The sequence below is a fragment of the Streptomyces sp. NPDC111507 genome, from assembly GCF_055638955.1.
In genome coordinates this window covers 143840-164651 of the sequence record NZ_JBVKBU010000002.1, presented here as the reverse complement: position 1 = coordinate 164651, position 20812 = coordinate 143840, and the positions used below count along the sequence as shown (strand labels likewise).

The window sequence follows — 20812 nt, the reverse complement described above, 5'->3', positions numbered from 1 at the left end:
CGTCGCTGAAAGTGAAGGGGAACGCTGAGAAAAGGATAAGTGGGCGCACGGGGCGCCCGGAGGGACTCGGACCCCGTATCACCGCCGGAACGGTGGCACAGGGAAGGGCCCGGCCTCCGGTGTTCTCGGAGGCCGGGCCCTTCACCGGACTTGAGCGGGTCGAGGGCTACGCCTCGAACACCTCACGCACCAGCTGCTCCTGCTCGGCCTGGTGCCGCTTCGCCGAGCCCACGGCCGGGGACGAGCCGGCCGGGCGGGAGATGCGGCGCAGCCGCTCGGCGCCCGGGATGTCGGCGCCGACGGCCAGGTCCAGGTGGTCGATCAGGTTGAGCGCGATGAACGGCCACGCGCCCTGGTTCGCCGGCTCCTCCTGGGCCCACAGGTACTTCTCGGCGTTCGGGTACTTGGCGATCTCCGCCTGGAGCTCGGCACCCGCGAGCGGGTACAGGCGCTCGATGCGGATGATCGCCGTGTCCGTGACACCGCGCTTCTGCCGCTCGGCCTCGAGGTCGTAGTACAGCTTGCCGGCGCAGAAGACGACCTTGCGGACCGCCGAGGCGTCGACCGAGTCGTCGCCGATGACGGGGCGGAAGGCGCCCGTGGTGAACTCCTCCGTCTTCGACGCGGCGGCCTTGAGGCGCAGCATCGACTTCGGGGTGAAGACGACCAGCGGCTTGTGGTGCGGGTTGTGCACCTGCCACCGCAGGAGGTGGAAGTAGTTCGACGGGAGCGTCGGCTGGGCGACCGTCATGTTGTTCTGCGCGCACAGCTGGAGGAAGCGCTCGATGCGGGCCGAGGAGTGGTCCGGGCCCTGGCCCTCGTAGCCGTGGGGGAGGAGGAGGGTGACGCCGGACGTCTGGCCCCACTTCTGCTCCGCGGCCGAGATGTACTCGTCGACGACCGTCTGCGCGCCGTTGACGAAGTCGCCGAACTGCGCCTCCCACATCACGAGGGCGTCCGGGCGGGCCAGCGAGTAGCCGTACTCGAAGCCCATGACCGCGTACTCGGAGAGCAGGGAGTCGTAGACGTTGTAGCGGGCCTGGTCGTCGGAGAGGTACTGGAGCGGGGTGAAGTCCTCGCCCGTGACCCGGTCGATCAGGACCGCGTGGCGCTGGCCGAAGGTGCCGCGGCGGGAGTCCTGGCCCGACAGCCGGACCGGGGTGCCCTCCAGGAGGAGGGAGCCGATGGCGAGGGTCTCGCCCATGCCCCAGTCGATCGTGCCGTCCTCGATCATCGCCGCCCGGCGCTGCAGCTGCGGCAGCAGACGCGGGTGGACGGTGACGTTGTCGGGGATGTTGACCTGGGACTCGGCGATCCGCTTGACGACCTCCTGGGAGACCGCGGTCTGCACGGCCACCGGGAACTGCGCCTGCGGGTCCGAGATCTGCACCTCGGCCCCCTGCGAGACGGCCTCGCGGACCTCGGTGAAGACCTTCTCCAGCTGGCCCTGGAAGTCCTGCAGCGCCTGCTCGGCCTCTTCGAGGGTGATGTCGCCGCGGCCGATCAGGGACTCGGTGTAGAGCTTGCGCACCGAGCGCTTCTTGTCGATCAGGTCGTACATCAGCGGCTGCGTGAACGCCGGGTTGTCCGACTCGTTGTGCCCGCGACGGCGGTAGCAGATGAGGTCGATCACGACGTCCTTGTTGAACGCCTGGCGGAACTCGAAGGCCAGGCGAGCGACGCGGACGACGGCCTCGGGGTCGTCGCCGTTCACGTGGAAGATCGGCGCCTCGATCATGCGGGCCACGTCGGTGGCGTACATGGAGGAGCGCGAGGACTCCGGGGCGGCGGTGAAGCCGACCTGGTTGTTGATGACGATGTGGACCGTGCCGCCGGTGCGGTAGCCACGCAGCTGCGACATGTTCAGCGTCTCGGCGACCACACCCTGGCCCGCGAAGGCCGCGTCACCGTGCAGGGCGACCGGCAGGACGGTGAAGTCCGTGCCGCCCTTGTTGATGATGTCCTGCTTGGCGCGGGCGATGCCCTCGATGACCGGGTCGACCGTCTCCAGGTGGGAGGGGTTCGCGGCCAGCGAGACCTTGATCTGCTCGCCGTCCAGGCCGGTGAAGGTGCCCTGCGCGCCCAGGTGGTACTTCACGTCACCGGAGCCGTGCATCGACTTCGGGTCGAGGTTGCCCTCGAACTCGCGGAAGATCTGCGCGTACGACTTGCCGACGATGTTGGCGAGGACGTTCAGGCGGCCGCGGTGGGCCATGCCGATGACGACCTCGTCCAGGCGGGACTCCGCGGCGCTGTCGATGACGGCGTCGAGGAGCGGGATGACGGACTCGCCGCCCTCCAGGGAGAAGCGCTTCTGGCCGACGTACTTCGTCTGCAGGAAGGTCTCGAAGGCCTCCGCCGCGTTCAGGCGGCGCAGGATGCGCAGCTGCTCCTCGCGCTCCGGCTTGGAGTGCGGGCGCTCGACGCGGTCCTGGATCCACTTGCGCTGCTTCGGGTCCTGGATGTGCATGAACTCGATGCCGGTGGTGCGGCAGTACGAGTCGCGCAGCACGCCGAGGATGTCGCGCAGCTTCATCATCGACTTGCCGGAGAAGCCGCCGACCGCGAACTCGCGCTCCAGGTCCCACAGGGTGAGGCCGTGCTCGGTGATGTCGAGGTCGGGGTGCTTGCGCTGGCGGTACTCCAGCGGGTCGGTGTCGGCCATGACGTGGCCGCGGACCCGGTAGGAGTGGATCAGCTCGAAGACGCGGGCGGCCTTCGTGACGTCGTCGTCGTGGCTGGCGTCGATGTCCTTGAGCCAGCGGACCGGCTCGTAGGGGATGCGCAGGGCCTCGAAGATCTCGTCGAAGAAGCCGCTCTCGCCGAGGAGGAGGTTCGCGACGATCCTGAGGAACTCGCCGGAGGCGGCGCCCTGGATCACCCGGTGGTCGTAGGTCGACGTGAGCGTCATGACCTTCGAGATGCCGAGCTTGTTCAGGGTGTCCTGCGAGGTGCCCTGGAACTCCGCCGGGTAGTCCATGGAGCCGACGCCCATGATGACCGACTGGCCGGGCATCAGACGCGGCACGGAGTGGACGGTGCCGAGGCCGCCGGGGTTGGTCAGGGAGACCGTGACACCGGTGAAGTCGTCCATCGTCAGCTTGCCGTCGCGGGCGCGGCGGACGATGTCCTCGTAGGCCTGCCAGAACTCGAAGAAGTTCAGCGTCTCGGCCTTCTTGATGCCGGCGACGACGAGCTGGCGGTCGCCGTTGGGCTTCACCAGGTCGATGGCGAGACCGAAGTTGACGTGCTCCGGCTTGACCAGGGTCGGCTTGCCGTCCTTCTCGACGAAGGAGTGGTTCATCGACGGCATGGCCTTGATGGCCTGCACCATCGCGTAGCCGATGAGGTGGGTGAAGGAGATCTTCCCGCCCCGGGCGCGCTTCAGGTGGTTGTTGATCACGATGCGGTTGTCGAAGAGCAGCTTCACCGGGACCGCGCGCACGGACGTCGCCGTGGGCACATCCAGCGAGGCGTTCATGTTCTTCGCGACGGCACCGGCGGGACCACGCAGCGTCACGTACTCGGGGCCCTCGGTCGCGGGCTCGGCCTTCGGCTTCGCGGCGGCCGGAGCGGCCTTCACGGGGGCCGGGGCGGCGGCAGCGGGCTTCGGCGCCGCCGGAGCGGCCACGGGAGCGGCGGCCTGGACGGGCGCAGGAGCGGCCTGAGCCGGGGCTGCGGGCGTCACGGGCGCGGCCGGGGCCGCCGGAGCGGCAGGCGCGGCCTGAGGCGTCACTGACGGGGTGGTGGTGGTCCCTGCGGCCCCCGCGGCCGCAGTACCCGCCGAAGCCGAGGCGGCAGGCGCCCCCGGCTTGTAGTCGGCGAAGAAGTCCCACCAGGCTCGGTCTACCGAATTCGGGTCCTGGAGGTACTGCTGATAGATCTCGTCGACGAGCCATTCGTTCGCACCGAACGCGGCCGCGGGGTTCTTCCCGGCGGCTTGGTCATCGGTCGAGATGCTCGAGTTACTGGGGGACTGTGGCGACACGGCGGCAACCGCCCTCTTCCGCTTCACAAGGTGATGGACAGCGGGAATTAAGGCTACGCCCCCATGGCCGAGAAGGTCAGGCCGGGCCGGTCCAACGTCGTGTAAGTCACATCGGAAAGCGTGTTTCGGGGAAGGAAATGGCGGGAAACAAGCGGGGTTTCGGTCCTGAATGGGTACGGCGATCCAGGGTCGCGGTACGACTCACACGGCCCTGTGCCTGATCACACGTGTCCACGAGCACGGGACGACGGTGGATCTTGTGGCTCCGGTTCGAACTTTACGTCAACTTGGCAGAGAAGGAAGCCCTGGAAGGATGACCTGAATCCGGCAACCTCGCTGGGATTCGGCCACGCCGATCCGGCCGCCGTGCAGATCGACCGCCCAACGGGCGATGGCGAGCCCGAGGCCCGTACCGCCGTCGCTGCCCGGGCCGTGCGGCGAGGGCACCCCGCCGCGGTTGAAGCGCTCGAAGACCCGGTGCCACTCCGACTGCGGAATGCCGGGGCCCTCGTCCAGGACCTCCAGGGCAAGTGACTCCGGGTAGTCGCCGCGCCGCGCCTTGACCGTCACCCGGCCGTGCGGCGGGCTGTGCTTCACCGCGTTGTCGATGAGGTTCGCCACGACCTGGTGGATCCGCTCCGGGTCCGCGTGCGCGGTCAGCTCCGGCGGGGACACGTCGAGGTGCAGATGGACGTCGGTGCGGGTGTGACTGCCGGAGCCCGAGGCGATGCCCGCGCGCGCGGAGGCGACCATGTTGGCCTCCTTGAGCACGCCGGACAGGTACGGCCACACCTCGAAACGGCGCCTGCGCAGGGGTACGACGCCGTTGTCCAGCCTGGAGAGATCCAGCAGCGTCTCGACCAGCCGGCCCAGCCGCTCCGTCTGCTTCAGGGCCGTACGCATCGTCTCGGGGTCGGCGGCCGAGACACCGTCCACGACGTTCTCCAGGACCGCGCGCAGGCCCGCGATGGGGGTGCGCAGCTCGTGCGAGACATTCGCCACGAGTTCCTTGCGCTGGCGGTCCTGGGCCTCCAGTTCGTCGGCCATGAGGTTGATCGTCTGGGCCAGGTCGCCCAGCTCGTCCCGCCGGTCGTCACGCACCCGGCGGGTGTAGTCGCCGTGCGAGATGGAGCGGGCGACCGTGTTCATCTCGTCCAGCGGCGCGGTGAGCGAATGGGCCACGAACTGCGTTATCAGCAGTGTGGCGATCATCGAGAAGACCGTGATGAAGCGGAGCTCCGTCTTGGTGTGCACCGCGATCATCGACAGACCCGTGGTGATGAGCACGGAGATGACGACCAGAGCGCCCAGCTTGGTCTTGATCGAGAAGGGGCGTACGGAGCCCCAGAACCCCTCGCCGCGGCCCGGCTCACCGGGACCGCTCATGACGCCCGTGGTTCTGCCCGATTCACCGAGCCCGCTCATGACATCAGCCCCCTACATGAGGTTCCTGGCCCCTGCGGAGACCCGGCTCACGGAGTCGGGGTCTCCAGGGCGTAGCCCACACCGTGGACGGTACGGATCCGCTCGGCACCGATCTTCCGGCGCAGCGCCTTGATGTGGCTGTCCACGGTCCGGGTGCCCGAGGCGTCCGCCCAGTCCCAGACCTCGGCCAGCAACTGCTCGCGGGAGAGTACCGCGCGCGGAGTGTTGGCGAGGCATACCAGGAGGTCGAATTCGGTGGGCGTGAGGTGCACGTCCTCCGAGCGCACCCGCACCCGGCGCTGCGCGTGGTCGATCTCCAGCTCGCCGAGGCGCAGGATCCCGCTGCGCGGCGTCGAGGCGGCCACCACGGCCCGCTCGACCCGGCGCAGCAGGACGTGCACGCGCGCGGCCAGCTCGCGCATCGAGAACGGTTTGGTCATGTAGTCGTCGGCGCCGACGCCGAGCCCGACCAGCATGTCGGTCTCGTCGTCGCGCGCGGTGAGCATCAGCACCGGCACCGGACGCTGGGCCTGCACGCGCCGGCAGACCTCCAGACCGTCGAAGCCGGGCAGCATGATGTCGAGGATCAGCAGGTCGGGCTGCCAGGCCTCTGCTGTGTCGACGGCGGCCGGTCCGTCGCCCGCGGTTTGCACGAGGAATCCCTCGGCTCGCAGGCGGGCCGCGATGGCGTCGACGATCGTCGGGTCGTCCTCGACCACCAGCACCCGGCGCTGAGCGCCTGGCGTGGCCGCCGTGCCGTTGTGCGAGGTGTGTGTCTGCTCCATCGCCCGCCCCTGAGGTGTGCTTTCCGGAATCCGTGGGGTGATCCCATGACTGCGCTTGACGCTTGAATGATCTGCGCCAGGGAAGCAGGGTACGGGCAGTCACCTTCGCTCGGCTATCCAGGCCCGACCGCGAGATGGACGACGTCCGGAACGCCCCGGGCAACGGGGATCTCTTCGGTACGCACCTGGTGGAATCCGGCATTCCGCAGCGTTCCTTCAAATTCCGGAGAGGGCTGCGCCGACCATACGGCGAGCACCCCGCCCGGCTTCAACGCCCTTGCACAGCTTGCCAGTCCGGCGGGTCCGTACAGCCCGGTGTTGTCCTCGGTGACGGTCCAGTCGGGCCCGTTGTCGATGTCGAGGCACAGCGCGTCGTACGTGTCGGAAGTCTCATTGACGTGAGCGAGCAGATCGGATCTCACGATCTCGGTCCGGGGGTCGGTGAGCGCCGCCGCGGAGAGTTCCGCCAGCGGTCCGTCACGGTGCCAGTCGATGATGGCCCCTTCGCGCTCGATCACGGTGATGTGTCCCCAGCGCGGGTCGGCGGCGGCGTGTGCCAGAGAGAACCCGACGCCGAGCCCCCCGATCAGCACCTTGGGCTCCGCCCGCCCGTCCAGGGCGTCCAGCGCGGCGTCGACGAGCAGCCGTTCCGAGCGGCCGTCGGAGGTGTCCATCAGGAAGCACCCGTTGGCGATGATCTGCAGCAGCGCGCCGTGGCGCCGCAACACGACCTCGCCGTACGGGCCTTCCCGGCGATCGATGACTACAGGGATGTCGTACGAGGCAGTCATGACTCCCATCCTGGCATTTTCACCGGGAGGGGTAGCCGAATTAACCGTTCCCAGGGACTGAACGGGAGTGAGTCCTGTTGCCAGGACCGCTGCTCAGCCGAACAACCCGAACGGTGTGGGGTGTTCTGGTCGCGCGTTTTCGCTCCACTGCCGGGCGGCACGTGTCCGGTACGCGGTCCGGGCGGGTGGGGGCGGGTCCTCCTCCGCTTGTTGCCTCCTTCGCTTGTTCAACGTCCCGCTCGCCGAGGCGGGCGATCCCGGCCACCCCGCCGACGCGTTCTTCGTGAAGCGCTACAAGGCCGCCCGGATGCGGGCCCACCTCGACCGGCTGCTGCGCTCGATCACCGTCTCGGGCGCGGGGCCGCCGTCGGACGCGCGCGCGGACTGGCTCGGACGCATGTGCGGACACGGCGACCCCGGACGCCGTACGCGCTTATCAGGTTGCTATGAATCGCCTCCCACGTGGCGTCGGTCATAGACAGCGGCGCCGCGAGCCCCCAAGGGTGGAGCGGGACGGAAGGAGCCCCTCACCTTGGACCGGAGCACCACCGCGACGGCGACGGCAGTGGCGACGACCACGGCCCCGACGGCCTCCTCGGCCGATGCCGCGCTCAAGGACCCACGGACGGGCACGCTTCTCCTGGACGGGGTGCCGCGACAACGCGGTGTCACGACCGTGCCGCCCGCCCCCCGCCCGGCGACGACACCCCCTGTACTCGCCCCTCCCGCTGCACCCGTCTCCCGCGCCCTCGCCCGGCTCCGGTCGCTCCGTCCATGGCGGCTGCTGCCCACCCCCACCGGAACGCCGTTCACCTTCGGTTACGCGGCCGTGCTCACCGTCACCGCGATGGTCACCGACTACGCGGACCCCTCTCTCGTGCACGCCTTGCAGCAGGGGTCCAGCACCGATGTCGCGCACCTCATACGCGAACCGGTACTGGTGCTGCTGGCCAGTGCGCTGTGGATGGCGGGCGGGATCACCTCGCCGTACGCCATCGGGTTCGTGCTGGTGCTGACCGCGTTGGAGCGGCGGATAGGCGGCCTGCGGGCCGCCGGAGTCTTTCTGCTCGGGCACGTCGTGGCCACCCTGGCCACCGAGGTGCCCGTCGGCCTTTCCGTGCTGGCGGGACACCTTCCCGACAGCTCCCTGCACCGTCTCGACTACGGCATCAGCTTCGGCGTCGCCACGAGCGTCGGCGCGCTCGCCGGATTGCTGAGGCCCTGGCTGCGCTGGCCCATGCTGGTCGTCTTCGGCTCGATGGTCGTCGGGGACCTGCTCGAATTCGCCGACCCGATGACGGACTGGGGGCATGTGATGTCCCTGGCGATCGGGGTGTCGACCTGGCCGCTGGTCCGCGGCTGGCGCCGCGCCCGTACGGAGGCGGCCTCCAGCCCCGCCGCCCCCGCCGCCGCACACACCGCTCAGTCGCCCGGCACCGCCGCCGTCTGACATCCCGGACGGTCGGGCCGGGTCCGGACCGGATCAGTCCAGTCCAGTCGGGTCGGGTCAGGTGGCCCGGGCCGCCGTCAGCCGTCGGGCCAGCTCCGGGATGCCGAGGCGACGCTCCTGTCCCGCACTCGCCCCGTGAAGCTTGTTGGTGAGCTGGTAAGGGTCGGCGCGCAGGTCGTAGTACTCGCGGAAGAGGACCTCGCCGCCGTTCACCCCGCCGGGCAGCCGGCCCTGCCGGTCCAGGCGGAGACCGTAGTACTCCGTGTACTGCTCGGTCCTGCCGATGTACGTCGCCCAGCTGTGGATCGGCTGCTTGTCCTGACGGTTCCACCACCACTCGGCGAGCACGTGGTCGCGGTCCCGGGCGCCGAGCAGCGAGTGGCCGTCGTGTGGGGTGTCCGGGGTGATGCCGGCCGCGTCGAGAAGGGTGGGCGCGATGTCGACGTGCGCCGTGAGCCGGTCGTCGGTCCTGGCCGCGCCGAGCCCGCCGCCCGGCCACGACAGGTAGAACGGCACCTCCAGGCTCGGCCGGTACGGCACCGACTTGCGCAGCCAGCCGTGGTCGGCCCAGAGCAGGCCGTGGTCGCTCGTGTACAGCACCAGGGTGTTGTCGAGCTGCCCGAGGGAGCGCAGCTTGTCACCGGAAGTCCCGCATCGCGTCGTCCACGGAGAGCAGCGTGCGCAGCTGGCGGGTGCGCAGGGCCTGCCCCTCGGCGAGCGTGTGGTGCGCCGAGCCGCCGTGCAGGAACGGCGGCTTGTCGGACTTGTCGCTCTCGAAGACCGACGGGCGCCCGTTCCACTCCGGGACCTGGGTGTGCGCGTACTTCTTCTCCGGGATGTTCAGTTCGTGCGCGGCCCGGGTGGCGACGTACGCGAACCAGGGCCGGTCGTCGCTCCGGGACCGCTCCATGAAGTCGAGGGCGTGGTTCTTGATGATGGTGGTGTTGTAGCCGGGGATGTCACGGACGGTCCCCTGGTCGTTGTAGTGGCCGTTGTAGTAGCTGACCGGCTCCTGGAGCAGCCACTCGTCGAAGTGCGGCGGGTTGTCGCCGGTGTGCCAGTAGTTGAGGTACTTGCCGAACAGCCCCGTCCGGTAGCCGGCGTCATGGAGCTGTCGCTGCACGGTGGTGTGCTGGTCGAGGCGGTAGGGGTGCCGGGTGTCGAGGACGCCGTGGTGGTGGGCGTACCGGCCCGACATGATCGAGGCGCGGGACGGGGCGCACAACGGCGTGTTGGCGTGCGCCCGCTCGAAGGTCACACCGTGCCCGCCGAGCCAGTCGACGGTCTCGGGCGTCGCCCACTCCGTCTCCTTGGGCTGGTCGTCGGTGACGACGACCAGGATGTTGGGCCGCCCGGAACGATTGCCGCCGGGAGCGGCGGTCGCGGTGGCGGCCGGGGCACGCCCGGCGGCCGGCGCAGCGGTCGCCCGCCGCTCGGCCGTCCGCTCGGACCCGTTCGCGTCCGTCACCGCCCGCACCGCCGCCGCCCCGAGCGCTGCTACGGCCGCCGCCCCGGCACCCACGACCACTCGGCGCCGGGTCGACCTCCGTTCCCGTCCCTGTTCCTGCCCCTCGCCCACGTAGCGCCCCGTCTCCCCGTGCGTGGTTCCACAGCCTGTGGATGACCTGCAGTGTGAAGGAGCCGGCTGTGAATGCGATGGCGATGGTGCGGCGGGGCTAGTGCACTCTTGCGGCTGCGTCGGCCGCGTCGGCCGCGTCGACCGGGCGCGGTCGCACGGGAAGGGACGGCTGGCCGACGGCGTTGACCGCACCACAGGCGTTCGCCGCGGATCTACGGCGGAGTGGCGCCGACCAAGAGGGAAGCGTGGCGGATACCCCACTGACCTGCGTGGATGTCTCTGTGGAGAGCGATCGCTCACAGCGAACAGACGCTGGGGAACAATCCGGGGCTCACGTGCATTGAGTCGGCATAGCTCAACTTGACTGCCTAGGGAGAGATAATGGCTTCGACGTCCACACCGCTCACCCTGCCCGTGTTGCCGCTCGATGATGAGGTCGTGCTGCCCGGGATGGTGGTTCCGCTGGACCTGAACGACGCCGATGTACGCGCCGCGGTGGAGGCCGCCCAGGCCGCCGCGCGGTCGGAGCCCGGCAAGCCGAAGGTGCTGCTGGTGCCACGCATCGACGGGGCGTACCCGAGCACGGGCGTGCTCGGCACCGTCGAGCAGGTCGGCCGACTGGCCGACGGCGACCCGGGCGCGCTGATCCGCGGCCGTGGGCGCGTGAAGATCGGCGCCGGGACGACCGGTCCTGGTGCCGCCCTGTGGGTCGAGGGCACCCGGGTCGATGAGACCGTGCCCGACCCGCTGCCCGGCCACGTCGCCGAACTGGTCAAGGAGTACAAGGCCCTCGCCACCAGTTGGCTGCGCAAGCGCGGCGCCTGGCAGGTCGTGGACCGCGTACAGGCCATCGACGACGTGTCCGCCCTTGCCGACAATTCCGGTTACTCCCCGTTCCTGAGCACCGAGCAGAAGGTCACGCTGCTGGAGACCGCCGACCCGGTCGCCCGGCTGAAGCTCGCCACCGAGCAGCTGCGTGAGCACCTGGCGGAGCAGGATGTCGCCGAGTCCATCGCGAAGGACGTCCAGGAAGGCGTCGACAAGCAGCAGCGCGAGTTCCTGCTGCGGCGCCAGCTCGAAGCCGTCCGCAAGGAGCTGCGCGAGCTGAACGGCGACGCCAAGGAGGGCGAGGAGTCCGACGACTACCGGACCCGCGTCGAGGCCGCCGACCTCCCCGAGAACGTCCGCGAGGCCGCGCTCAAGGAAGTCGACAAGCTGGAGCGGTCCAGCGACCAGTCGCCCGAGGGCGGCTGGATCCGGACCTGGCTCGACACCGTCCTGGAACTGCCGTGGAACGAGCGCACCGAGGACGAGTACGACATCCAGGGCGCCAAGAGCATCCTGGACGCCGAGCACGCCGGTCTGGAGGACGTGAAGGAGCGCATCACCGAGTACCTGGCCGTGCGCAAGCGGCGTTCCGAGCGTGGTCTCGGCGTCGTCGGCGGGCGGCGCGGCGGTGCCGTGCTCGCGCTCGTCGGTCCGCCCGGTGTCGGCAAGACCTCGCTCGGCGAGTCCGTCGCGCACGCCATGGGCCGCAAGTTCGTCCGGGTCGCGCTCGGCGGCGTACGGGACGAGGCCGAGATCCGCGGCCACCGGCGTACGTACGTCGGCGCGCTGCCCGGCCGCATCGTCCGCGCCATCAAGGAGGCCGGGTCCATGAACCCGGTGGTCCTGCTGGACGAGATCGACAAGGTCGGCTCCGACTTCCGCGGCGACCCCGCCGCGGCGCTGCTCGAAGTCCTCGACCCCGCCCAGAACCACACCTTCCGGGACCACTACCTGGAGGTCGAGCTCGACCTCAGCGACGTGGTGTTCCTGGCGACGGCCAACGTGCTCGAAGCCATCCCGGAGGCGCTGCTCGACCGTATGGAACTGGTCCGGCTCGACGGGTACACCGAGGACGAGAAGGTCGTCATCGCCCGTGACCACCTGCTGCCGCGTCAGCTGGAGCGGGCCGGTCTGGAGAAGGAGGAGGTCGCGCTCGACGAGAGCGCGCTGCGCAAGCTCGCCGGGGAGTACACCCGGGAAGCGGGCGTACGCAACCTGGAGCGGGCCGTCGCACGCCTGCTCCGCAAGGTCGCGGCGCAGCACGAACTCGGAGAGCGGGAGCTGCCCTTCACGGTGACCGACGCCGATCTGCGCGGGCTCATCGGACGGCCGCACCACGTGCCCGAGTCCGCCCAGGACCCGGCCGAGCGCCGTACCGCGGTGCCCGGTGTCGCCACCGGTCTGGCCGTGACGGGCGCGGGCGGTGACGTCCTCTTCGTGGAGGCGTCGCTGGCCGACCCGGAGACGGGCGCGGCCGGTCTGACCCTGACCGGTCAGCTGGGTGACGTGATGAAGGAGTCGGCGCAGATCGCGCTCTCCTTCCTCCGCTCGCACGGCGCCGAGCTGGAACTGCCGGTCGGCGACCTGAAGGACCGGGGCGTGCACATCCACTTCCCGGCGGGTGCGGTCCCCAAGGACGGTCCGAGCGCGGGCGTCACCATGACGACGGCGCTGGCCTCGCTCCTGTCCGGCCGACTGGTCCGCACGGACGTGGCGATGACGGGTGAGGTCTCGCTGACCGGCCGTGTCCTGCCCATCGGCGGGGTGAAGCAGAAGCTGCTCGCCGCGCACCGGGCGGGTGTCACCACGGTCATCATCCCGAAGCGCAACGAGGCCGACCTGGACGACGTCCCGGCCGAGGTGCTGGAGAAGCTGGACGTCCACGCCGTCACGGACGTCCGCCAGGTCCTGGAACTGGCGTTGTCGCCGGCGATGAACGGCGCGATGCCGGAGGTTCCGGTAGCGGCGTGACGGACGCTGCCGGTAGGGAAGGCCCGGGTCCCGTGAGGGAGGCCCGGGCCTTCGCCGTGCTGTCAGCCGTTTGTGTCGGCTGTCGGCCGACATCGGTCGTCTGAAATCTGAAATCTGAAATCTGAAATCTGTCAGCTGTCAGCTGAAATCTGTCAGCTGTCATGTGTCAGCTGTCAGCTGTCAGCTGTCAGCTGTCAGCTGTCAGCTGTCAGCTGTCATGTGTCAGGTGTCGGCCGTCATGTGTCAGGCGTCGGCCGACATCTGACATCTGACATCTGCCATCGGTCAGCCGTTGGCCAGTGCCCGCACCCGGTCCAGCCCGCCGTTGAACTTGTCGTGGTCACCGACCGTCGGTCCGGACGAGGTGTACTGCCACATCGTGTAGTACGTCCAGCCGGCCGGCAGTGTGCCGGGGTCGGCGGCGTAACGGGCGATCCACAGGGGGTTCAGGGAGGCGAAGCCGCTGTAGTTGCCGGTGCAGTCGCTCCACCAGCTGGTGGCCGTGTAGAGCACGGCGTCCCGGCCGGTGCGCGCCTTGTACTGGGCGAGGAAGCTGCTGATCCAGCTGACCATCGCGCTCTGCGTCTTGCCGTAGCAGGCGGCCCCGTACGGGTTCCACTCGATGTCGAGCGTGCCCGGCAGCGTCCTGCCGTCGCCGGACCAGCCGCCGCCGTGGTCCACGAAGTAGTTGGCCTGGGTGGCGCCACTCGTGGTGTCGGGGGTCCCGAAGTGGTAGGCGCCGCGGATCATGCCGACGTTGTACGAGCCGTTGTACTGCTGGGCGAAGTAGGGGTTCGTGTAGTACGTCCCCTCGGTGGCCTTGGTGTAGGCCCACTTGACCCCGCTGTTCCACAGGGTCGACCAGGCGACGTTGCCCTGGTAGCCGCTGACGTCCACGCCTTCCGTCTGGGTCGCGTCACCCGTGTGGGGTGTGCCGGCCTGGCCGTCGTGCGCGAGGACGCCCATGCCCATGCGGGCGGAGCCCCGGGCGGGGGTGTCGGCGGCGGAGGAGGGCGGGGCGGAGAGGGCGGAGAGGAGGGAGAAGGCGGCGAGCAGGGTTCCCAGCGCGAGCAGGCGCAGGCGGTGGGGCGTTCCGGATCTGTGCACGGGCATGACGTGCCTCCGAAGGGCTCGATGGAGCCAGGTGGGGGGAAAGGTGCGGACATGCGTGCCGTGAGCGGTGCGGGCATGCGCGCCGTGATGGGGGGAGGTCCTCGTCGACCTGGCGGCGTGGGCATGCCATTGGGTGCCTGTTCACGAAGCTACGCACGGGGAGAACGCCCTGGGAAGAGGGGCCGTGGACTGTCGTTGGTCTACGCCTGAGAAATACTTACGGAGCTGTGGCTATGGCCACCTTTGGCGGAAACTTTCAGAGTCGGGAAACCGGGTGAGGGGCAGACGTGCGCGAGGACAGGAACGGAGGCCGACGTCCGGCCGGCCCCGACGGGCCGGGCAGGGGTGTGGACCAGCCCGCCGCGCACGGCGGCCCGGACCCGGAATTCCTCTCCCTGGAGCGTGAGTTGACCGTGTTCTTGCGCCGTGCCCGCGCCAACCAGGGCGAGATGGCCCGCGAGGTCCATCCGGACCTGGAGTCCGCCGCGTACGGACTCCTCGTACGCCTCGACGAGTGGGGTCGCCAGCGCGCCACCGCACTGGCCGCCTACATCGGCGTCGGCAAGGCCACCATGTCCCGCCAGCTGCGTGCCCTGGAGGAGCTCGGCCTCATCGCCCGTGAGCCCGACCCCGCCGACGGCCGTGCCTGGCTCGTCCACCTCACCGAGGAGGGCCGCGGCCGGGTGGGCCAGGTGCGTGAGGCGCGGCGCGCCCGGTATGTGAGCGAGCTCGCCCACTGGGATCCTCGCGAGGTCGCGGAGCTGGCGCGGCTGCTGCACCAGCTGAACCTCGGCATGGAGAAGTAGGAGGAGGCGGGCGTGGACGAGGAGGCGGGCGTGGACCAGGAATTCCCCGCGCTGGAGCGGGAGCTGACCCTGTTGCTGCGGCGTGCCCGGGCCAGTTCCGGCGAGATGGCCCGCGAGGTCCACCCCGACCTGGAGTCCTCCGCGTACGGGCTCCTCTTCCGCCTCGACGAGTGCGGCCGCCAGCGCGCCACCGAACTGGCCGCGTACATCGGCGTGGGCAAGGCGACGATGTCCCGTCAGCTCCATGCCCTGGAGGAGCTCGGTCTGGTCGCCCGCGAGCCCGACCCCGTCGACGGGCGTGCCTGGCTCGTCCGTCTCACGGACGAGGGCCGGCACCGGTTCCGTACGGTGCGGGAGGCGCGCCGGGCACGGTACGTCCGTGAACTCGCGGGCTGGGACCCGGGCGAGGTCGCCGAACTGGCCCGGTTGCTTCACCAGCTGAACCAGGGCATGGAGAAGTAACACTCCGATCCGCTCACCACTCCACGAAGACCACCGTCGCGTCGTCGTGCGTCTTGCTCCGCCTCAGCCGTGCCCGCGTCTCGGCGTCGGCCCGCTCCAGCGTCCGTACGCGGTCCACGAGGGCCTGGGCGCCCTCCTTGCGGACGAGGGTGAACAGGCCGCCCCAGTCGTCCTCCTCGAACTTCTCCACCCAGCGGGTCGCGCCGTCCGTCAGGGCGGCCAGGGCACGGACCTCGGCCCGGGGTATGGTCCCCGTCACCGCCCGGGCCGCGACCGACGGATCGGCGGCGGCCGTGAAGAAGCCCCCCTCCTTGTTGCGGACGGTCGCGTCGGCGATCGCGTCCGAGGCGAGAGAAGCGCGGGGGACACGGGTGAGGCGGTCGTCCAGGACCGGTGTCACCTCGCCCGCGGGGGACTCCAGCAAAAGGGCCGAGTCCGAGAGGACCAGGTACTCGACGAGGTCGGCTGACCAGCGGGCGAGGACCACGGTTGCCTGGGGCGTGCGCGGGTGAGAAAGGTCACAGGTGTCGGAGTGGGCCTCGGAAGTGCGCCGGATGGACCGGGAAAGGATCTCCGCCAAGGTCAGATCCCGGCGGGAAACGGACAGTTCGGTCAGGGCTCCGCCGAGGCGTGCGGAGAACCAGTGGACGGAATGCAGACAGCCGTCGTCGCCCGGCGGGGGAGTCACGCCGTCGAGGACGACCAGTGATCCTCCTTGTCCTGACGCCGGAAGGCCGACCGATGCGAAGTCCTCATTGGGGCGGGCCGGGTCACCCGGCTCGGAGACTAGTTCGGTGCGCATTCAGCCAGTCTGCACCAGCCCTTCACAAGGTCCACGAAAGGCTGGCAACGGTCGCAGGACCGGTGCGGACCAGCAGCTCAGCCGCCTGGTTTGGCATGGAATGATCGACTCCGGCAAGGCGTGGCGGCGAATACTGCCAAAGCCCGCCGCAGACGTCCAACCGGCCCGCCGCGCAAGGGGTCCGCACGCGCCAGAGGAACTTGCCCGCCAACTCCCGTCCGGGGTTCACTCCTTCGGGTGGCGGGCCGGACGATGCGGGACCACTGCCCACCGGCACTGGGAGGGTCGGGAGCCGATGGGACACCCCCTGCTCGAGCGAAGTCGAGAGCTTGGGGAGGGCGGACGCCCAGTTGACGGAACGTCACCCGGGCCCTTGGGTACACGAGTCAGGATTGCGAGCACCGGTGCAGAAGATGCGGTCTCGGCGCACAGGCAAGCAGGCGGCCTCCGGAGCCGGGCAGTCGGCCTCCGAAGGGGGCGCGGAGCGCACGCCGGGTGCCGCGGGGCAGACCCCTGCGGGCAAGGGCCGCTCCGCTCACGTGCGTAATCGGCTGATCGTCGCCGTGGCGGTCGTCGCGGCCGCCATCGTCGGCGCCGGAGCCCCCACGGTCCTCGCGGCCTCCGAGCAGCTGAACGACTCCCAGAACCTGGTGACGCTCGCCGGGCGGACCCAGCAGGCGCTGACGCTCGCCCACTCGCTGGCCGACGAGCGCGACGAGGTCACCTCGTACATCGCCGCGGGCCGGCCGAAGTCCAAGGCGCCCTCCGAGCAGCGCAGCGCGCGGGTCGACCGGCAGGTCGACGAGGTTCGGGCGGACGAGGACGCGCCCGCCGTCCTCCTGAAGGACCTGGACGGCATCGGCACCGCCCGCAGAGCGGCGCTCACCGGCAAGAGCACCGCTCTCGAAGCGCACGAGGCGTACTCCGACGTCATCACCGAACTCCACGCCCTCGCCGAGGACCTGGCCGAGCAGCTGCCGCCCCGCGCGGGCTCCGGCGCGCACGCCCTCGCCGAGCTGGACTCCGCGGTCCAGCAGTCCGCCGCCGCCCGCGGACTGCTCCTCGCGGCCCTCAACATCCCGCGCACCACCCAGACGGTCATCAACCCCGTCACCGGCCTGGCGTCCACCACCAGCGGCTCGTCTCCCGCCGACACCAAGCAGCGCGACGCGCTCAGCGCCGCCGCCCAGCAGGCCCGGCTCCGCTCGGACGCGGCCCTCGCGGACTTCCGCGAGACGGCCCCCAAGGACGCCAAGGCCTCGTACGACTCCACGGTCACCGGACCCGACGTCACGACCGCGGACACGTACCTCACCGACCTCACCGACCAGCCGACGCTCTCCGACTCCGAGCTCGACTCCAGTACGAACAAGGTGGACGCGGCGCTCTCCGCCCGCGTCGAGCTGATGCGCGGCGCCGAGGCCTCGCTCAACGACCACCGCACCAAGGACCTGGAGCGGCTGCGGGACGACGACGTCACCGCGCTGGAGATCCGGATCGCCCTCATCGGCACCCTGCTGCTGGTCGCGGTCGGCGTCTCGATGGCCATGGCCCGCACGCTCACCCGCCCGCTGGCCGTGCTGCGTCTGGGCTCGGCCCGCCTCGCCGCGGACCCGGGAGCGCAGGAGCCGGTGAAGTTCACCGGGCGCAACGACGAGTTCGCCCAGGTGGTCCGCTCCGTCAACGCGCTGCACGCGCACGCCGCCGCGCTCCACGAACGGCTGACCACCCTCGAAGCGGACCGCAAGCACCTCATCGGGCAGCGCCAGCTGATGGCCGACGAGCGCGACAGGCTGCGCGCGGAACTCGCCGACGCGGCGGCCCACCTGGAGCAGGTGCGCGGCACCATCCACGGCACCTTCGTCAACCTCGCGCTGCGCACCCTCGGCCTGGTCGAGCGGCAGCTCGGGGTCATCGAGGGACTGGAGGAGCGCGAGCAGGACCCGGACCGGCTGGGCACGCTCTTCAAGCTGGACCACTTCGCGACCGTCATGCGGCGCCACAGCGAGAACCTGCTCGTCCTCGCCGGCCACGAGCACGTCCAGCACCACGCGGGCCCCGTCCCGCTGGTCGACGTCGTACGGGCCGCGGTCAGCGAGATCGAGCGGTACGAGCGCGTCCGTATCGCCGTGTTGCCGCCGCACGCGCACCTCGCCGGGTTCGCCGCGGACGACCTCTCGCACCTGGTGGCCGAACTCCTGGAGAACGCCTCCTCGTTCTCGCCGCCCGACCTGCCCGTCGAGGTCTCCGGCTGGCTGCTGGAGAACGGCGAGGTGATGCTCTCCGTGCAGGACGAGGGCATCGGCATGGCCGCCGACCGGATGGCCCAGCTCAACGGCCGCCTCTCCGCGTTCGACCCGGAGGACACCTACGACCAGGAGAGCGGCGAGGGACTCGGGCTCGGCCTGTACGTGGTGGCCCGGCTCGCCCACCGGCACGGCGTCCGCGTACAACTGCGGGAGCAGAAGCAGGGGGGCACCGCGGCCGTGGTCGTCCTCCCCAGGACGCTGCTCGCGACCGCCCCCGCCGTCACGGTCCCCTCGGCCTCCCCGGTCGCCGGAGCCGCCCCCTCGGTCGTCCTCCCGGGCGCCGACGCGGAGGCCAACTCGAACGTGCTGCACGGCCGTTCGGCCCTCACGGCACGGGGCCAGGCGAGCCCCGCCGTTCCCACCGCTCCCGCCGGTGACGAGGACCCGCTGATCGCCGCCGCGGAGGAAGCCGTACGCGACGCCGCCGCGGAGGAGGCCGTACGGTCGGACGCCGCCGCGCAGGTGGCGTACGCCCCCGAGCCGACGCTCTCCGAGACCACCATGGAGCTGCTGGCACCGCTGGTCCCGCCGGACGAGCCGGTGGCCCCGGCGCACGAGCCCGCGGTGTCCGCCACCACCGCCGACCCCTACGCCATCGGCCCCGACTCCCACGAACGGGTGTCGGACGAGGAGACGGAGCGGGTCACCGACAAGGGACTGCCCAAGCGGACGCCGAAGATCTCGGCGCCCGCACCGGTTCCCCGGCCGCGCGTCGGCGGTGTGGACGCCGAGGCGCTGCGGCGCAGGCTCGGCGGCTTCCACCGGGGCGCGACGGAGGGCCGCCGCGACGTGGAGGCCGAGATCGCCGAACAGACGGCCCAGACACCCACCCCGCACCACACCGCACGGAACACCGCGCAGGACCAAGCGCAGGACGCGGTGCGACAGCAGGACGCAGTAGACGCATCGGGGGGCACCGTCGAGGAGGCAAGCAGTTGACCGCGCCCAGTACCTTCGGCCTGAGCAGTGAGGCCCGCAATCTGCACTGGCTGCTGACGAACCTCGTCGAGGAGGTGCCGGGCCTCCAGTCGGTCGCGGTCGTCTCCTCCGACGGTCTGCTGCTGCTGTCCTCCGACCCCGGGAGGAACGCGGAGGCCCGCACCGGGGCGGAGGCGCGCCCCACCGGCCCCAAGGGATCCTCCGCGGACCTCGCCACCATCGTCTCCGGCATCGGCAGCCTCACCATCGGCGCCGCCAGGCTGATGGACGCGGGCGGGGTGAAGCAGACGATGGTCGCGATGGACGAGGGCAGCCTCTTCGTCATGTCGATCAGCGACGGCTCGCTGCTCGGGGTGCACGGCGCCCCGGACTGCGACATGAGCGTGGTGGCGTACCACATGGCGCTGTTCGTCGGCCGCGCCGGACACGTCCTGACGCCCGAACTCCGCAGCGAGCTACGCCAGTCACTCGAAGCCAAGCCGACGGGGAGTGCCCAGTGAGTTCTTCCTCCGCGCCCAAGCTCCCCATACGTGGCGGGGACCGCAAACCGGCCCGCGTGCGCCCGTACTCGCTCACCGGCGGCCGTACCCGTTTCGGGCACGTGCTGCTGGTCGAGACGTTCGTGGCGGCGCTCGAGGCCCCCGAGGAGCGCAAGGAGCTGACCAACGGCTCCCTCGCGACCCGGGTGATGCCCGAGATGCAGGCCATCGTCGAACTCTGCCGCCGGATGCGTACGGTGGCCGAGATCGCCGCCCTCCTCAGGATGCCGCTGGGCGTGGTCCGCGTCCTCCTGAGCGACCTGGCGGACCAGGGAAAGATCCGTGTGTACGGAACAGGTCACGGCCCGGGACAGCCGGACCGCGCTCTGCTGGAAAGGGTGCTGAATGGACTCCGTCGTCTCTGAGGGTGCGCCGAGAACGGCCTCCCCCGCCTCGGCTCCGATGCCTCTGGCCCCGGTGCCGCTGCCCGAGTCCGACGAGAACCTCCAGGCCTGGCAGACCGACCGCACCCGTGCCCCGATCGCGACGAAGATCGTGGTGGCGGGCGGCTTCGGCGTGGGCAAGACCACGCTGGTGACGGCGGTCTCCGAGATCACGCCCCTCCAGACGGAGGCGCTGATGACCCAGGCCAGCGAGGAGACGGACGACCTCACCGGCACCCCGGAGAAGCTGACCACCACCGTGGCCATGGACTTCGGCCGTATCACGCTCGCCGACGACCTGGTCCTGTACCTCTTCGGCACCCCGGGTCAGCCGCGCTTCTGGTTCATGTGGGACGACCTGGTGCGCGGCGCGATCGGCGCCGTGGTCCTCGCCGACACCCGCCGCCTCAAGGACTGCTTCCCGGCGCTCGACTACTTCGAGAGCTGCGGACTGCCGTACGTCGTCGCGGTCAACCACTTCGACGGCAGCGAGCGGTTCGACGCCGACGACGTGCGCGAGGCCCTCACGGTACCCCCACACATACCTGTCATGATCATGGATGCCAGGCGCCGGATCACGGTCGTCGAGACCCTACTCGCGCTGGTGGGGCACGCGCTCGACGTGAGCCCCGAATAAGACGT

Annotated in this window: 17 protein-coding genes; 9 read left to right on the top strand and 8 right to left on the bottom strand. The window is 70.4% G+C overall.

Features of this window, described 5'->3' with window-relative positions:
* Positions 1–166 precede the first annotated feature (166 nt).
* The 4 genes from ACZ7M2_RS08205 to ACZ7M2_RS08190 all read right to left on the bottom strand — a co-directional run bounded on the left by ACZ7M2_RS08205 (position 167) and on the right by ACZ7M2_RS08190 (position 6989).
* Entirely contained in the window at positions 167–3988 is a 3822-nt protein-coding gene (locus ACZ7M2_RS08205) for a multifunctional oxoglutarate decarboxylase/oxoglutarate dehydrogenase thiamine pyrophosphate-binding subunit/dihydrolipoyllysine-residue succinyltransferase subunit (RefSeq protein ID WP_471594628.1), read from the bottom strand.
* Between the two features lie 282 nt (positions 3989–4270).
* Positions 4271–5374, bottom strand: a complete 1104-nt coding sequence (locus ACZ7M2_RS08200) for a HAMP domain-containing sensor histidine kinase (protein WP_351309806.1) — start codon at positions 5372–5374, stop codon at positions 4271–4273.
* Between the two features lie 86 nt (positions 5375–5460).
* On the bottom strand, positions 5461–6198 hold the full coding sequence (locus ACZ7M2_RS08195) for a response regulator transcription factor (RefSeq protein ID WP_054236710.1): 738 nt from the start codon (positions 6196–6198) through the stop codon (positions 5461–5463).
* Between the two features lie 113 nt (positions 6199–6311).
* Positions 6312–6989 carry a spermine/spermidine synthase domain-containing protein gene (locus ACZ7M2_RS08190; RefSeq protein WP_471595201.1) on the bottom strand — a complete coding sequence of 226 codons (678 nt, stop codon included), beginning with the start codon at positions 6987–6989 and terminating at the stop codon, positions 6312–6314.
* Between the two features lie 223 nt (positions 6990–7212).
* On the opposite strand from ACZ7M2_RS08190, the gene ACZ7M2_RS08185 reads away from it, so the two are divergent.
* Positions 7213–7467 carry a hypothetical protein gene (locus ACZ7M2_RS08185; RefSeq protein ID WP_471594627.1) on the top strand — a complete coding sequence of 85 codons (255 nt, stop codon included), beginning with the start codon at positions 7213–7215 and terminating at the stop codon, positions 7465–7467.
* A 54-nt stretch (positions 7468–7521) separates the two neighbouring features.
* The gene (locus tag ACZ7M2_RS08180) at positions 7522–8439 is read left to right on the top strand and encodes a rhomboid-like protein (RefSeq protein ID WP_471594626.1); all 918 of its coding nucleotides are present in this window, start codon (positions 7522–7524) and stop codon (positions 8437–8439) included.
* Between the two features lie 57 nt (positions 8440–8496).
* Here ACZ7M2_RS08180 and ACZ7M2_RS08175 read toward each other — a convergent pair whose 3' ends face one another.
* Both ACZ7M2_RS08175 and ACZ7M2_RS08170 read right to left on the bottom strand, forming a co-directional pair.
* A complete protein-coding gene (locus tag ACZ7M2_RS08175) occupies positions 8497–9039 on the bottom strand; it encodes a sulfatase/phosphatase domain-containing protein (protein WP_471594625.1) in 543 nt (180 codons plus the stop codon).
* A gap of 37 nt (positions 9040–9076) precedes the next feature.
* A complete protein-coding gene (locus ACZ7M2_RS08170) occupies positions 9077–10018 on the bottom strand; it encodes a sulfatase-like hydrolase/transferase (RefSeq protein ID WP_471594624.1) in 942 nt (313 codons plus the stop codon).
* Between the two features lie 381 nt (positions 10019–10399).
* On the opposite strand from ACZ7M2_RS08170, the gene lon reads away from it, so the two are divergent.
* Positions 10400–12817, top strand: coding sequence for an endopeptidase La (gene lon / locus ACZ7M2_RS08165; protein ID WP_471594623.1), 2418 nt, complete (start codon positions 10400–10402; stop codon positions 12815–12817).
* Positions 12818–13102: 285 nt separating this feature from the next.
* Here lon and ACZ7M2_RS08160 read toward each other — a convergent pair whose 3' ends face one another.
* The gene (locus tag ACZ7M2_RS08160) at positions 13103–13930 is read right to left on the bottom strand and encodes a lysozyme (RefSeq protein WP_471594622.1); all 828 of its coding nucleotides are present in this window, start codon (positions 13928–13930) and stop codon (positions 13103–13105) included.
* Between the two features lie 287 nt (positions 13931–14217).
* On the opposite strand from ACZ7M2_RS08160, the gene ACZ7M2_RS08155 reads away from it, so the two are divergent.
* Both ACZ7M2_RS08155 and ACZ7M2_RS08150 read left to right on the top strand, forming a co-directional pair.
* Positions 14218–14736: a MarR family winged helix-turn-helix transcriptional regulator gene (locus tag ACZ7M2_RS08155; protein ID WP_471594621.1), complete on the top strand. Its 519-nt coding sequence runs from the start codon at positions 14218–14220 to the stop codon at positions 14734–14736.
* A 12-nt stretch (positions 14737–14748) separates the two neighbouring features.
* Positions 14749–15198 carry a MarR family winged helix-turn-helix transcriptional regulator gene (locus ACZ7M2_RS08150; RefSeq protein WP_352046024.1) on the top strand — a complete coding sequence of 150 codons (450 nt, stop codon included), beginning with the start codon at positions 14749–14751 and terminating at the stop codon, positions 15196–15198.
* 13 nt (positions 15199–15211) lie between these two features.
* On the opposite strand, the gene ACZ7M2_RS08145 is transcribed toward ACZ7M2_RS08150, so the two are convergent.
* Positions 15212–16000, bottom strand: a complete 789-nt coding sequence (locus ACZ7M2_RS08145; RefSeq protein ID WP_471594620.1) for a protein phosphatase 2C domain-containing protein — start codon at positions 15998–16000, stop codon at positions 15212–15214.
* Positions 16001–16413: 413 nt separating this feature from the next.
* Between ACZ7M2_RS08145 and ACZ7M2_RS08140 the strand changes: the two genes are divergently transcribed.
* From ACZ7M2_RS08140 to ACZ7M2_RS08125, 4 genes are read left to right on the top strand one after another with little or no spacing between them, the layout of a single operon-like run.
* Positions 16414–19248 carry a sensor histidine kinase gene (locus ACZ7M2_RS08140; RefSeq protein WP_471594619.1) on the top strand — a complete coding sequence of 945 codons (2835 nt, stop codon included), beginning with the start codon at positions 16414–16416 and terminating at the stop codon, positions 19246–19248.
* Positions 19245–19748 carry a roadblock/LC7 domain-containing protein gene (locus ACZ7M2_RS08135; protein ID WP_352046027.1) on the top strand — a complete coding sequence of 168 codons (504 nt, stop codon included), beginning with the start codon at positions 19245–19247 and terminating at the stop codon, positions 19746–19748. The genes ACZ7M2_RS08140 and ACZ7M2_RS08135 overlap by 4 nt, the downstream gene beginning before the upstream one ends.
* Positions 19745–20152 (top strand): DUF742 domain-containing protein, encoded by a 408-nt coding sequence (locus ACZ7M2_RS08130; RefSeq protein ID WP_075028888.1) that lies wholly within the window; start codon positions 19745–19747, stop codon positions 20150–20152. The genes ACZ7M2_RS08135 and ACZ7M2_RS08130 overlap by 4 nt, the downstream gene beginning before the upstream one ends.
* Positions 20133–20807, top strand: coding sequence for a GTP-binding protein (locus ACZ7M2_RS08125; RefSeq protein WP_471594618.1), 675 nt, complete (start codon positions 20133–20135; stop codon positions 20805–20807). Before ACZ7M2_RS08130 ends, ACZ7M2_RS08125 begins: the two co-directional genes overlap by 20 nt.
* The last annotated feature ends 5 nt before the right edge of the window (positions 20808–20812 follow it).